The organism is Desulfovibrio faecalis (genome assembly GCF_053570625.1).
Map to the genome: position 1 here is coordinate 3,528,345 of NZ_JBRBQR010000001.1, position 13,496 is coordinate 3,541,840.

Below are 13,496 nucleotides of genomic sequence, written 5' to 3' on the forward strand. Positions count from 1 at the left end.
TGTGCGGGGTCTCGCAGTCATGTGCGGTAAGAAGCTGAGACACGAAATTTTAGGCTTTCAGGACATTAAATTTGAGCGAGTCTTATGCCAGTCACAGATTCGCAGCCAAGGGCACGGGGTTTGTCTTGCCTGATTGAGCATGCATATTCGGCAATTATCGGAGTGAGCGGTCAGCATGAGCCATGACCGGGAGCCATAGCCTTTACTGCTGTTCTTTGATTCAGCGCCAGCGGCTAGGTTATGAGGTCGGGAGGAGGTATTTGTAGCAGATGAATCCTTGGCCCTTGGGCCTGCTGTGCAACAGAGTGTCGAAAAGGTGTCGTCCATTAATCAACGAATGCTTGGGCATTATGGCACCATCGGCCCCAAGGCTATACCTGACTGACAACGTCTATTTGTCCGTCCATGAAAATGGCAGCCAGTTCAACATTTCGCGTGCTATACACTTGTGGTTGATTATGCAGAAATAGACAATCGTCATCTAGTTAATAGTCTGATTTTATTTGACAAAAGTTTGACAGCTCATTTCGAGATCCCTCATGTGGGATGCAATAGGGGAGGCGATGAGGGATCGCCTGCGGGAAAAATGCAAGAAGGTTGAGGGAATCTGTGGCATGAAGTTGAGGGATCATGCGACATAAAAGCCTGTGGGTCCTGTCTAGCTAAGCCATTCATAATTGGCTATAAGGCTAGGTATACCAATAAAAAAAGTATGCAACTCGTTCAAAAATTTCAGAGGCCAAAATCCGGAAAATTGTGAGGCTGTCTGCCGTTAATTGGGCTGCGTTACAGATTGCGGAAATCGCAGGTGTGAACAGAAATACCGTAAGCAGATATTTGCTGCATTTCGCGAGCGCATTGTCCATCTCTGCAAGGGCGAAGTTGAGGTTGACGAAAGCTACTTTGGCACTCGCCGAGGTAGTGGACTTCGAGCCCGTTGCGCCAACGGAAAAAACATTGTTTTTGGCCTGTTCAAACAAAATGGCGAGTCTACATAGAGATTGTCCCCGACTGCCAAGGGCTACATTCCAGGACATAATCCGTGGTCGGGTAGAACTCTAAAGCATTATCCATTCTGACGGCTGGCGCGGCTACTCCACGACGGGCTTGTAGACTTGGGGTACCTGGCCGAGTTCGATTTTCGGTGTATCAACCGTAAGGCGCTTGAATTGAGGACATCGGACGTGCTGAACGGCTTTTGAAGGGCGAGGTTGGCAAACGTCTTACGTATGAAACAACAGCTCAATGAGGAACCTGCACAAAAGGGGAAGAAACGTGGTCGAAAATCGAAGTCAAAAGCCTTGTGCTGATGATCCAGAGCAGTCGCAGCGTTTTATTGAAATGGCAAAGCTGCTGGGCGTAGAAGGGTGCAAAGATGCTTTCGAGCCCGCCATTTCGGTCATTACAGACATTCCGAACAAGACGGCTCCATTTATCGAAGGTGAACCGGAGCACAGACGAAAATGAACGATATTTCACGATTTACCTGCGCAAGGTTCTGGCGCTGTGCGTTACAAGTAAACCCGGTGGGCTACAACGAAGCGTACCGGGGTGGCGATCATGGTTTTGATGAGGATGGGTATAACCAGGCATTGCTTCGAAAATGCCTTGAGATGGATATCTCTGTTATTGGCTTGGCAGATCACGGTTGCGTCGACAGCGTCGATACTCTACGAAACGTGCTGAGGCCGCAAGGGATCACGGTGTTTCCCGGCTTCGAGATCGCCTCGAACGACAAGACTCATTATGTCTGTCTCTTCGCCGAGGATACCACGGTGCAGCAGCTTGATCGCTACCTTGGCAATCTCAAACTGCATGACCCCGCCGACGGTATTCGGCCGTCCCGCCTTAGTTCGGAGGAACTGATCGATGAAGTTGATCGACTCGGCGGGTTCCTCTATGCGGCTCATTGCACACAAGAGAGCGGACTGCTGAGAAACCGCCTGAACCACGTATGGAAGCACCCAAAGTTGCGGGCGGCCCAGATCCCGGGGGCGATAGATGATCTAACGAGCATTGAAGGCGACTTCTACCGCAAGGTGCTCTTGAACAAGGACGATAGCTACCGGCGTGAGCGCCCTGTAGCAGCAATCAACGCCAAGGATGTTGCCAAGCCTGAAGACTTGGATCAGCCGAGCGCAACGTGCTTCATAAAGATGACACGACCCACTTTCGCTGCGTTCAAGGTTGCCTTCCTCGACCCGGGATCGCGAGTCCGACTTAACTCTCAGCAAGCCCAAAGCCCGGTTGGCAAGGTAGTACGCATGACGGTGGCTGGTGGCTATCTTGATGGTGTCCAGGTGGATTTTTCCGACCATCTCAATACGGTAATCGGTGGCCGTGGAACGGGGAAGTCAACCTTACTCGAATGCCTGCGCTTCGCCTTAGACTTTCCCCCCAAAGGCAAGCAGGCTCAGAAGCTCCACCATGAGATCATCAAGGAGAACCTTGGTCGCTCGGCCGGACGGGTTGATCTGACAGTGATGTCCTCTGCCCAAAACGGCAAGCAATACACTATATCACGCCGTCATGGCGAGCCGCCGATGGTGCGTGACATTAATGGCAATGTCTCCACCCTGCTCCCGCGCGACTTGCTGCCGGGCATCGACATCTATGGGCAGAACGAAATCTACGAGCTGGCCCAAGATGTAACCAGCCGGATGCAGTTGCTGGATCGCTTTCTTCCTCAAGACCGGGAGTACGAAGCGAAGAGCACCGATGTGTATAGACGCTTGAAGGACAACCAGCAGAACCTCACGAAATCTCTGACCAACCTTGACGAGCTGAATGTACAGATCGAGCGCTTGCCCAAGCTGGAAGAGCAGCTTCGGGGGTTCGACGAGCTGGGGATCAAGGAGAAGCTGGCCAAGACCTCATTGCTTGCGCGAGAGCGAGAGATTGCCAAGGCCGCGACCGATGGCGTGCAAAGCTTTCGCGACGCGCTTTCAGTCCTGCGTGACGGATTGCCTGATCTCGACTTCATCAACGACGAAGCCCTTGATGGATTGCCTGATGCTGCCCAATTGCTTGCTATGCGCGCCACACTGGATGGACTTAAGCAGGGGTTCACCGACCATCTGACCGTCATGCAGGCCTTGCTTGATGACCGGGCAGGGCAGTTCACCACCCAGCACGGCGCATGGCAGCAGGCTATTCAGGAACACGATGCCGAGTTGGAAAAGGCGCTGAGGACGTTGCCCGCCACTGCTGGTAAGAGCGGGCAAGAGGTCGGTGTTGCCTATCAAAAGTTGATGGGGGAGATCGAGCGCATCAAGCCCATGAAGTCGCGGGCGACTACCCACGAGTCTCAGCGCGAGACCTTACGCCAGGAACGGCGGAATCTGTTGGCCGAGCTGTCTGATTTGCGTGGGCAACGCATACAGGCATTGCAGAAGGCCGCGAGGAAGTTGAACAGGCGACTTGAAGGCAAGCTCAAGGTGGAAATCGTGCCGGAGGCTGACCGTACGCCATTGATGGCGTTCCTGCTTGGGTGCAAGCTGGACGGTGTAGGCGAAAAGCGGCTTGCGTTCATAGAGGACGCCGAGACGATCAGCCCGTTGTCGTTGGCCCAGTCGATTAAGAAAGGCTCTGCCGACGTGCAACTTGATTGGGGTGTCACGCCGATAGTGGCCGACGCACTCACCAAGCTCCAGTCGTCTCAGCTCATGGAGCTGGAGGCCTTGGAGCTGGAGCATCGCGTGGACATCTTTTTGAATGTCGCTCACGGCCAAGCCGATCCGCTGTATCGTCCGCTCAGCAAGCTTTCTACAGGTCAGCAGTGCACGGCAATCCTGCATATGCTGCTGCTTGAGAATTCCGATCCGCTTCTGATGGATCAGCCTGAGGACAATCTAGACAACGCTTTCATTGCAGATCGGATCGTCGCCGAGCTCAGAGAAGCCAAGATCAGCCGACAGTTCCTGTTTGCGACACACAACGCTAACATCCCAGTGTTTGGCGACGCGGAATGGATCGGTGTATTTACGGCAGCGGAGAACCACGGTTGCCTCGGACTAGATGCACAGGGTTCTATTGACGTTCCGACGATTCGTGATCAGGTTGCCAGCATTTTGGAAGGCGGACGGAGCGCCTTTATTCAACGCAAGGAGAAGTATGAGTTCTAGCTTCAATACCTTGCCCCTATGCGCAAGTATAGTATCGCCCAAAAAAATCCCCGGTGATGGCCGGGGACGAGCAAAAATGGTGCTAACCTTCATTGAGTCATGCACCCCTAATTTCTCTGGATGCTATTTTTTTAACCGATAGATGGTCTGGTTGTCCTTACCAAGGCGTTCAATGTAACCCATTAGTTCCAGATCCTTTAGCGCATTGCGGCTTGCACCTTCTTTAACGCCAAGAAGATTCTGAATATCTTTATTCATGATATCCTTTTCCGGGTGATGCTCGAAAAATGCGTAAACCGTCTGCTGATTTTTTGTGAGGTTGCCGTTAACGGCAGGTTGCTTGTCCCCAGCCCTCTCAGGATATTCATTCGATCCGTCCAGTGCTAACCCTGGCATATCCCCTTCAACAAACTTCCAGATTCCGCCAACAGGCAGTTTGTACACCATCTTCCGGCGTTCAAGCTCCGGGGCGATTTTGCATTTTTCAATGGTCATACGAACCACAGGACCATCGCCTTCAAGAGCCTCGGCCAGATCCTGATTTAACGGTTGATCATCGCCTTCATCGTCTTTACTTATTTCCTTTTCAAGCTGATCACGGCCTTCAAGGTGAATGACATTCTGGCACAGGCTGGCAAGATCTACAGGCCCCTTGAAATCTTTGCCTGTTTTACCGGCATGGTGCAGCACAATGACGCCAATACCAAGCTTTTCTATCCTGTGGATAAAATCAAAGAACGGGGTGGAATTACTTTTTGAAGCTGTCGGGGCGAGGGAAAGCAGATTGTCGATGACTATGCATTTGACCCCAGATTTTTGCAGCTTGCCTATGAGGATTTTCTGCGTTTCTCCGTCAAGAATATTAAGCCCACCCTTGGCAGAAATCACAAAGAGGTTTTTGTTCAGAAGAGGAAGAAATTCTTCACGCCCCTGCAGAAGCTGATTTACCCTAGGCTTAAAGTCAGAGCCGACCTCGCCATCCAGATAGCACAGCGTACAAGGAGCAGAGGCTGTAAAATAGAGGTAGGGTGTTCCCGTGGTCAAAGATGTTGCCAGTTCAATACCCAGCCAGCTTTTTCCCGCATTTGAAGCCCCCCAAATCAAGGTGGTATACTGCGGAGTAAACATTTGCCTCACGGCCACTGGGACGTCATCCTCTCTAGGAACGGCATCAGGCAGCATCTCGAACGTGACAATTTCAAAATCCGTCTGACAGGATTGTTCTCCTTCTATGCATATAGGGGCTTTTTCAAGGAGCAGCACGTTCTTTTTCCATGATGCCATATCTTCAATCGGAATGGCCTCGCGCCTGATGCGGGCAACCAGTTGTGAAGGCAATTCCAGCGTGTCAAGGTTAGTCGTCTTGGCAAGCACGTTATCCTGCATTTCCGGCTTATATGAGGAAATATCCGGAACACCCCCTTGCACTATGGGCCATGGATAAACATTCACGTCAGTAGCACCATTCTCAAGGCAGCGTTTGATCAGCAGGTCAACCCCATCCCAGCCTTTTTGCCCAGGAGTGGATACGATGGTTACGGAATGCCCAGCCACATCACTGAGCAGAAGGCCTTTTGGGGTTTCTTCTCCACCGGCAAAGCCCGACACAATCACACCAGTTCGTTCAAAAACATGTCCCTCACGCGCTGCATCCCGAAAAGAAATAGCCACTTTGATGTCCACGCAGATGAGCACGGAGGCTTTGGGGTGGCGAACAATCATATCACGTGACAGCAGATGCGCAGCGGCGGCTTTCATACCAATCTTTAGTGAATCTCTGCCCTGCTCGCCAGTAACGCGGACTGCGAGAGCAAATATGTCATTTTTACCATCAGAGTAATGGCACACCGCCTGCATTATGGAGTCGTCTAGATCCCGCTGAATGTCCATATGTAGACGTTTGAAGTTGATGGCACCCACAACGATGCTTTTCGGGGTTGCATCCTCAACTTGAGCTTCCTTCGAGTACTGAGCCCTCTGCTGGGTGGCTTCAGGAAATGCGCTAAAACAAAATTCCGGCTTCAGACACATCAGTTTTCCCAGAACCAAGGCTGAAATTACAGGGCTACGATTCAGCTTTTTCACGACCCACGGCAAGAAATCTTCCAAGCGTGGATGAGACTGCCAAAACTTTGCATCAGCATCATTGCCACCAACGGCACGGATGATTCTGATTTTCGTCCAGCCGTTCAGGGAAGTAAACTCGTAGCCGACCAGCGATACATAGAAGTCAGCCTGCTGGCTGTCCATCATGCATGCAGGAATGCCGGAGCGATCCATTTGCTGGACGATCTCAGCCACCTTTTCCGGGGTTATCTCGAAAGGATGGTCTTTTTTTCTTGCAGAAACAGTGTGCAGGGTATGGGAAGGCGGCAGCTTCCATCGTCTAGCATAGTCAAGCACGTCAAAAGGAGGTTTTTGTGAATGGTCGTGTGAAGGCACAACCTTTGCCGTTGTATCAATAGTTTTTCCGGCAACCGAGGCAGGAATATTGTCATGACAAACGAGCTGGCGAACTCTGGTGACTGGTTGGCCTGTTTCAGTCGCCTCCTTGACCATCTCTCTATAATCAAAAGCCATTGTTACCTCCAATGCCAGGAGAAACAGGTGTCACCCTGCTTCTCCTGGCATTCATCATCTAGGATTTTTTGGGGTAAAGGCGGGTGGTCAACACAGGCTTCCAGTCCAGCCGACATTCGATATGGTCGATTTTAGCCATATCTTCAGGGGGAAGTTGCAATATGCTGTGTACTTCTTCTTTAAACTCGGAAAGCGCATCACGCATCTCGGAGTTCATCATTTTCGTATCATAGTTTTGATCACTAGCAATGTTCTTGCTAAGCGGTGCGGTAGGTTTCATATTTGACATCTGAGCCTTCCAAAATAGCACTCCCAATTTTACTGGGGTGGTTATGGGTTGGCGTTTCCGCAAAAAGTGAGTGGCAAGTCTGTCAAGAGCCGAAGTCTTATTGATAACCACGGGAACGACGCGACATTGGCTCGCCGTCCTTTCCAAGGTTGTCTATTCAATTGGCAGAGAGTTTGGGCTTAATTCTTTTGACTTCTAGCCTGCGTTATTTAATTTACTCTCATTCCGACCCTTGCCGATGGGAGGGAGAGCCGCTACGTTCTAAGCATCGGGGGCAATCTGACGCGATTGCATGTAGTTGACGACTTCTGCCTCGGAATAGCGGACAAGACGAGCGCCGATTTTTACATATGGAAAACCTGTTCCCTTGAACCGCTGCTTCTGAAGAGTCGATCTGCTTATGCCAGTGAGGGCTTCAACCTGTTTTTCAGTAAGCCACTGATTTGGCCTTAATTGGACATTTGCCACAGACATTTTCATCACCTCCTTTCAATGTTGCTTGCATAGTAGCATCCGGTGCCTGTTAAAGCACTGTCATTTTACTTTCATTTGAAGAGGTGTCTAAAGAATTTATTGTGTTATTGCGGCGTGTTGTGCGAAATATTGCTTGCAGTGAACTTACCATCAGCTTGGAGCTAGTGAGATGGGGCTTTCAAAACGTCTATCGGGGAGGCAGGTTTGCGAAAAATTAAGCATTCCGCTGCTGAAGCTGGCAGAACTTTGCCACGCCGGGAGGTTGGCAGCCTACCGCTTTGGAGATTGGCATCAGATTTTGGCTTCGAGCCAGTGCAACACAAAATTTAAGTATTTTGGAAATACAATCTTTACTATAACGCCACACAAGACCACTGGCATCATTGCAATCAGTAAAAAGGCAACTGAATATTTTAGTGTATATGTTGATAAAAAGCTTACTTATTCCGGTAAGCAGGAAAGTAATACGCGCCATAAAAATAAATTTATGGAAGCAATTCTTAAGGCTTCTATAGAAAATACAACTCAACGGCTGCAAAATATCAGGGAAATGCAGATTAAGTTTTGTGATAGTGAGTATATAATTTATTACAACAACCTGACGGTTAATCCTCTCTCTCGTCCTGCTGGCATCGGTAGTGAGGTTGTCAGGCTATATGGAAATGGGCAGGTATTTTTTGAGGTGAAGGAAGAGGAGGGTGAGATCTATCTTGAATATCTTGAATTGAATGGGCACGGTAATGGATGCATAAAGAATTGTGTAACAGCGTTGTGTATAGAAAAAGAGCAAGACAGCTTTGGAAACAATAAGTTTGTGTTGTCTCGATATGACAGTAATGTAATACAAGTTGAAAAAATTGATCCATTTATAAATAGAACATGTAAACAAGTCGTTGATGAATACAAACTAAAGAGAAGAGATTCCTATTTGCGTGACTACGAATACCATCGTGTTTATTTACACCAATGCGCTATTGATTATTTTAACAAGGAAGACTTGTCGTATTCAAAGCCACTAAGTCATGAGATTGACTTTTTTATTTTTGATTTTGATGAATACAAAAAGCGTTTCCATTTTTTTGAAGATGAAGAAGAAATTCGGAAAGAATTTTTCAGTTACCTAGAGAGGCTGATGTTTGATGAAAATGAGATTTGTACCGTCCTCGAATATGACGTAGCGAAAAAATCCATCTCTGATGACCCCAAACAGTACATGCTAGATCGTTGTAAAGAATTGAAGGAAATTTATAAGGACAATGAAGAGAATCTAAAGATAGTGAAAGCGTATATGTTGGCGGTTGAAGGCCTTACATGGGCAGAGATAGATCCAAAAGTGTGGGATCATAGTAAAGACAAAGGTAATAGCGAAACTTTTGTAAGCCGAAATCTAATGGGCTTTAAGAAGATAGCTGGGGATAATAAAATTCCTTTTATTGCAGCCAAAGTATGGAAAGGTAAGGGGAATAACAAGTGCATAGATAAGGAGTCAATTGTAAAAGACATGCTCGAACAGCTAGCAACGTTTTATGCAGGAGAATAACGTTCCTCTTGATATGCAGGAAGATTTTTTAGGGGGAGGGACAATCCCTCCACTTAGCACGCTTGTAGTGCTCGAATAGCGGTAGAATTGTTTAGAAATCTGTAGGAAATGCTGTCCGCGGAAAGGGCTTGCCCTGTCTTTGGTGTAGAGCTATAGGGGGTCACGAGACCTGAGAATGAGGAAATACGCCAAACCTGCTTGACGGATACTGGCCGGGTGCTTGACTGGCGCGGCTCTGCGGGGAGTCAGCGGAAAAAATTAGGCGCGGGGAAAGAGTTGGGAACGAGGGGTGTTTTCAGAGCAGGAATTTCGCGGAAGATGAGAACGGGAAAAGGCCCGGTTGTGTTGATTCTGACACAACCGGGTCTTGTTTTTTTAGAAGTACTCGCGACCGCTCCAGAGCACGCGGCCAATGATACGGAACTGGTCTTCGTTTTGTCCGCGCACGTCCAGTTCCACGGGGGGATACGCAGGGTTGGCGCTTTTGAGGATGACCTTGCCGGGGAGGTTATCTATGCGTTTCAGATAGATAGATTCTTCAAAGCCAACAGCAAAGATATGGCCGGGGGTTATGGTCTTTTTCCCCTGTTCAATCAGCACAACGTCATTGTGCAATATCTCCGGGGCCATGCTGTCCCCTGCCACACGCATGAGCACCATATTTGCCGGGTTGCCTTTACGGCTAATGAAATCCAGCCGGAAAGCGTACTTACGTTCGCTGTGTGCGCTGGTTTCAAAGCTGCCGTGCCCTGCGGAGAGCACCGCGTCCACCATAGGAACCCACACCACATCGGTATCATCGGGGCCGTTCTGGTAGACAATGGGGCTAGAGTTTTCACTGGGCCGCATCGTCCCACGGCCTGTCATCAACCACTCAACTGATATTTCAGCCCCAGAGCATATTTTCAGTATAGCCTCTGCGCTGGGCGAGTTTTCGTCTCGCTCATAACCGCCGAGAGCACCTTTGCTTACTCCGATCTTGGCGGCGAAGGATTCTTGCGTCTCTTGCCCGCGTACTTCTTTGATGCGAGTTCCTAATGTGCTCATAGGGTAAAAGTTCCACGTCCAGAACCTTAACCTTTACTTTTACCCGCGCATCGCAATAACGCGCTAATATAATTAAAGTTAAAAATTCCAGACGAAATTTTAAGTTTTACCCAACATTTCAGTTGAAAAGGACGATATTTTGTCCGCAAACAGATTTGCGGGCGGTTGTTAAAAACACTTGTAAGCACACCCTAACAGCCCCCCGCGCTGGAATCAACGTCCACGGCCTTGCCGAGTTTGGACACGAGCCGGGAGGCAACCATGCCCACACCAAAGAAGCGTACTCAGCCCATGCCATTGACTATCGAGCAAAGCGCGCTTGTACGAGAAATTGTCCAGAACGTGCTGGAAGCTCTTCGCGATGGTGGTGATGGCAGATTTGATGCCGGGGATCGTATCGTTGTGAACCTTTCCGTGCGCGATGCGTCCATTTTGCGCGGTGCGCTCAAGCGCCTGTAAATTTTTATGCGCCAGCTCACTCTCATCGACAACTACGTCACCCTTGCGGGTGTCATGCCTGCCATCAAGGCAGCCATGAACCGTATTGCCGGCGCTTCGGAGAGTGAGGGACGCGATATCCTTTTGGACAAGATCAACATGGTGGCCCGCCAATCCGGCTTCGGTCCGCTGCCTGAAGGTGCGGTCACCAGCATACCCCCCAAAACGGCAGAGGAGATGATCGCAGAAAGGGCATGCAACGTGCGCGAAGAGCGCGACGCCCGCATACGGGAGGTACGCTGGCTCATCGAGCGCCACCGCGACGAGCAGGACGAGAGACGCGCCACCAGCCTGAGCATGGGGCAATATCAGGCTTTGCTGACCTATATTCAGGCATTGCGCGATGTGCCTGCTCAGTCGGGTTTTCCGTGGGACGGCGGTGGGGATGGAACGCCGTGGCCGGTGAAGCCCTTGTGAGAGGTAAGAAGCTGTCCCGTCAGTCAGCCAGCAGGAAAGCCATGAGCTTTCCTGCCGCCTTGCATTCCCACGATGCTGGAGAAATACGTTCAGGCAGTTCATTTTCTACAAGGTACTTGGGAATGAGGTATGCATCGCGTACTTCTTCTGGAATTTTTTTAAACCCTTCAGCTGCGAGCTGTTTTATTGTGGACGGCGTGAAATTTCCTTTGAATCCGCGTGCGTGAGCAATTTTAATGAACATCTCGGGAGTTCCAGAGTTAACCTCGCACGAGTCCCCCACTATAGAGTATGGTTCAACATTGGAAATAGTGCCTAAATAGGTGGCTCGTGTTCGTACATATTCGTGAGCCATGTTTTTTTGTGGTTCGTCAAATGGGAGTGCGGCAAGGTCAGGATTGAGTGCAATCAATAAATCAGTAATGATCGATGGTGCTCCCCCTACAGGGGCTATGCATTCATTTAATTCAGACCTGCTCAGTCCTACAAGCTTGCGTTGCAGTAGTGGGCTTATCCCCAACAGTGATCGCATTGTAGATCTGCCGCCGTGAAGTGCATTCATAAAGCAGAGGTAGTGCCATTCCGTTGCCCATGGGTCTTCCGCTGCAATCCCGACAGCGAGAAGCCCTTGAGTGGAAGCACGGTAAGCAGCTTCAGAAATTACTTCATCCACCTTGGGCAGTGCCCACGACTTGTTACTCAGTACCCGGGCGAAGTTGCGAAAAATGGAAGGGCAAGCGGGTAAGGTTGAATGCCAGCCGCCTTTTTTGTGCTTGATTGCCGCTGTATACCGTTTTACTGCTGGTCTGATTGCAGATACGTATCCGACCTTGGCAGGAGTGATTGCAGACAAGGGACGCCAGCCAAAATATCCCTTTGATGCTTCTGCCCCAACGCCAGTAATGGCAAAGCTTTTTCCGCTAGATATAGGGCCTCCCCCTGTTGGAGGATCGTAGATTCCAGCACATGAAAGAAACCAGCTTGGAATCTGTTCTTTTGTCTCCCCTTGTAGTTTTGGTGGATTTTTGAATTCAAAATTCAAATGTGCAGCTAGTTCATTGGCAATAGCGTAGTCATCTTTACTGTGAGGGTTTGTGGTGATGAAAAGAGATTCTTTTTCCCCGCAGTTAATTGCAGCGGCCAAGCAAACTCGTGAGTCTATTCCACCTGATAACGATAATGAAATATCAGAATTAGGAATTTGTGCAAATGTAGCAATAATAGCGGCAGCTGAATATGCACATTCAGAAATCGTGCCAATATAATCAGAAAGTTCAGCAGAAAAGTAATCAGAAGCAAGTATTTTTTCTATATGAAATGTAGTTGTGTTTACAGAAAAATTGACGCGAATTTTTGACCCCGGTGTGCAAAATTCTATGCCATCAATAAGTGTGCTAGTTCCAAGAGGTTGAGACGCTAGCCCGTGGACCCAAGCGCGTGATAGTGCTGCATCAGTATTAGGCTGATTTGGAAGCCCCAGATGTCGACGTAGTTCCGTTAAAATGAATGTTGAATCTGATATGGCGATGATTCCGCCTCTGGCAAAGTACAGCATGGGCAGTTGTGAGAAAAAATCATTCCCCACAACCACATCATCATGGTCACGCTGAAGCCTGATGTAGCACCCCTCCGTAGGCCAATGCACATTGGGTGCTTCACCATTACCGCTGAACGTGATGCTTCTCTTGTCGTGGTCAACGGCGTAGCCCTTGAAAATGCCACCATCGGCGGTTGCATCTGTCTGGCCTTTGTTCGCCAGATAGTAGCAGACGTTGTTTCCGGGAACGGCTATTTTGTGTAGATCTGCCGGAGACTCATTAACGGTGGAAAACCAGCGATCAATGGTTGCGCTGTTTGCTGCATCAGCGCAGACGATAAGATAATTTGCCAAATGAGCCTCCAGTGTGCAGCGGGTCAACGCGCAAGCGGGTGATCTGGATACGATATAAGGCTGACCATATTTCGCCAAGCTGAATTTTGCGTGAGCGCAAGCTGGGTAGAGAGCAGAGCGGGGGGCTTCTCCCCCTTAGTGCAGTCTCGTTGGGGCGGCGGCGGGGAGGAATCCCCGTGGCCGGGGAAGCCGTAGGGGGGGAAGTAGCTGGCGGTGATCTTCGACATGTCCGCCGTTTCCTGAAACAATATAATGTAGTTTGCGGCTTCTAATTGTGCCAATCTGACACGGTGGGAGAAGCCCGCTCAGCCGAAAAAAAGAGGCCCTTGCAATTCTACTGCCAAGGCCCTCTTTAGGGGAAGGCTGTTCTCAAATTGCGTGATGCGCGTTCTCAAGTTGAATGACGGATCACAAGAGCCTTTTTCAGCGGTGGTAGCCCGGTGGTAGCCCAACGAAAAAAGCCCTCACAGTGATTAGCTGTAAGGGCTTGATTTCTTTGGCTCCCCGAGACGGACTTGAACCGCCAACCTAGTGATTAACAGTCACCCGCTCTGCCAATTGAGCTATCGGGGATCGTTCAGGCAAGGAAGTGTTTACGGAAAATCAGGGGCAAGGTCAAGCGAAAATTGCAAAAAA

10 protein-coding genes, 1 tRNA gene and 3 pseudogenes are annotated in these 13,496 nt (G+C 49.6%); 7 read left to right on the forward strand and 7 right to left on the reverse strand.

What is annotated here, in order from left to right:
- Positions 1-729 precede the first annotated feature (729 nt).
- From ACUZ79_RS15470 to ACUZ79_RS15485, 4 genes and pseudogenes are all read left to right on the forward strand, one after another.
- Positions 730-1,136 (forward strand): annotated as a pseudogene (locus ACUZ79_RS15470) (transposase); the annotation flags it as partial.
- A pseudogene (locus ACUZ79_RS15475) lies at positions 1,122-1,249 on the forward strand (IS1595 family transposase); the annotation flags it as partial. The pseudogenes ACUZ79_RS15470 and ACUZ79_RS15475, both read left to right, overlap by 15 nt.
- A gap of 26 nt (positions 1,250-1,275) precedes the next feature.
- Positions 1,276-1,467, forward strand: coding sequence for a hypothetical protein (locus ACUZ79_RS15480; RefSeq protein WP_449252134.1), 192 nt, complete (start codon positions 1,276-1,278; stop codon positions 1,465-1,467).
- Positions 1,464-4,124 carry a TrlF family AAA-like ATPase gene (locus tag ACUZ79_RS15485; protein WP_449252135.1) on the forward strand — a complete coding sequence of 887 codons (2,661 nt, stop codon included), beginning with the start codon at positions 1,464-1,466 and terminating at the stop codon, positions 4,122-4,124. Before ACUZ79_RS15480 ends, ACUZ79_RS15485 begins: the two co-directional genes overlap by 4 nt.
- Before the next feature lie 123 nt (positions 4,125-4,247).
- On the opposite strand, the gene ACUZ79_RS15490 is transcribed toward ACUZ79_RS15485, so the two are convergent.
- The 3 genes from ACUZ79_RS15490 to ACUZ79_RS15500 all read right to left on the reverse strand — a co-directional run bounded on the left by ACUZ79_RS15490 (position 4,248) and on the right by ACUZ79_RS15500 (position 7,467).
- Entirely contained in the window at positions 4,248-6,704 is a 2,457-nt protein-coding gene (locus ACUZ79_RS15490) for an AAA family ATPase (RefSeq protein ID WP_449252136.1), read from the reverse strand.
- Positions 6,705-6,762: 58 nt separating this feature from the next.
- Positions 6,763-6,993, reverse strand: coding sequence for a hypothetical protein (locus ACUZ79_RS15495; RefSeq protein WP_449252137.1), 231 nt, complete (start codon positions 6,991-6,993; stop codon positions 6,763-6,765).
- Between the two features lie 261 nt (positions 6,994-7,254).
- Positions 7,255-7,467, reverse strand: coding sequence for a helix-turn-helix transcriptional regulator (locus ACUZ79_RS15500; RefSeq protein WP_256267701.1), 213 nt, complete (start codon positions 7,465-7,467; stop codon positions 7,255-7,257).
- Positions 7,468-7,636: 169 nt separating this feature from the next.
- Between ACUZ79_RS15500 and ACUZ79_RS15505 the strand changes: the two genes are divergently transcribed.
- Positions 7,637-9,007 carry a hypothetical protein gene (locus ACUZ79_RS15505; protein ID WP_449252138.1) on the forward strand — a complete coding sequence of 457 codons (1,371 nt, stop codon included), beginning with the start codon at positions 7,637-7,639 and terminating at the stop codon, positions 9,005-9,007.
- A gap of 375 nt (positions 9,008-9,382) precedes the next feature.
- Here the strand turns inward: ACUZ79_RS15505 and ACUZ79_RS15510 are convergent, their stop codons facing one another.
- Together ACUZ79_RS15510 and ACUZ79_RS15515 are read right to left on the reverse strand one after the other, a co-directional pair.
- Positions 9,383-9,856 carry a S24 family peptidase gene (locus ACUZ79_RS15510; RefSeq protein WP_449252185.1) on the reverse strand — a complete coding sequence of 158 codons (474 nt, stop codon included), beginning with the start codon at positions 9,854-9,856 and terminating at the stop codon, positions 9,383-9,385.
- Positions 9,857-9,886: 30 nt separating this feature from the next.
- Positions 9,887-10,054 (reverse strand): annotated as a pseudogene (locus tag ACUZ79_RS15515) (helix-turn-helix domain-containing protein); the annotation flags it as partial.
- 261 nt (positions 10,055-10,315) lie between these two features.
- Between ACUZ79_RS15515 and ACUZ79_RS15520 the strand changes: the two are divergent.
- Positions 10,316-10,513 carry a hypothetical protein gene (locus ACUZ79_RS15520; protein WP_072311724.1) on the forward strand — a complete coding sequence of 66 codons (198 nt, stop codon included), beginning with the start codon at positions 10,316-10,318 and terminating at the stop codon, positions 10,511-10,513.
- 6 nt (positions 10,514-10,519) lie between these two features.
- Complete coding sequence (locus tag ACUZ79_RS15525; protein WP_072311723.1) at positions 10,520-10,969, forward strand: phage tail assembly chaperone; 450 nt, start codon at positions 10,520-10,522, stop codon at positions 10,967-10,969.
- 19 nt (positions 10,970-10,988) lie between these two features.
- Here ACUZ79_RS15525 and ACUZ79_RS15530 read toward each other — a convergent pair whose 3' ends face one another.
- Together ACUZ79_RS15530 and ACUZ79_RS15535 are read right to left on the reverse strand one after the other, a co-directional pair.
- The gene (locus tag ACUZ79_RS15530; RefSeq protein ID WP_143142593.1) at positions 10,989-12,860 is read right to left on the reverse strand and encodes a hypothetical protein; all 1,872 of its coding nucleotides are present in this window, start codon (positions 12,858-12,860) and stop codon (positions 10,989-10,991) included.
- A 497-nt stretch (positions 12,861-13,357) separates the two neighbouring features.
- Positions 13,358-13,433: transfer RNA gene (locus tag ACUZ79_RS15535), tRNA-Asn, on the reverse strand.
- Positions 13,434-13,496 lie beyond the last annotated feature (63 nt).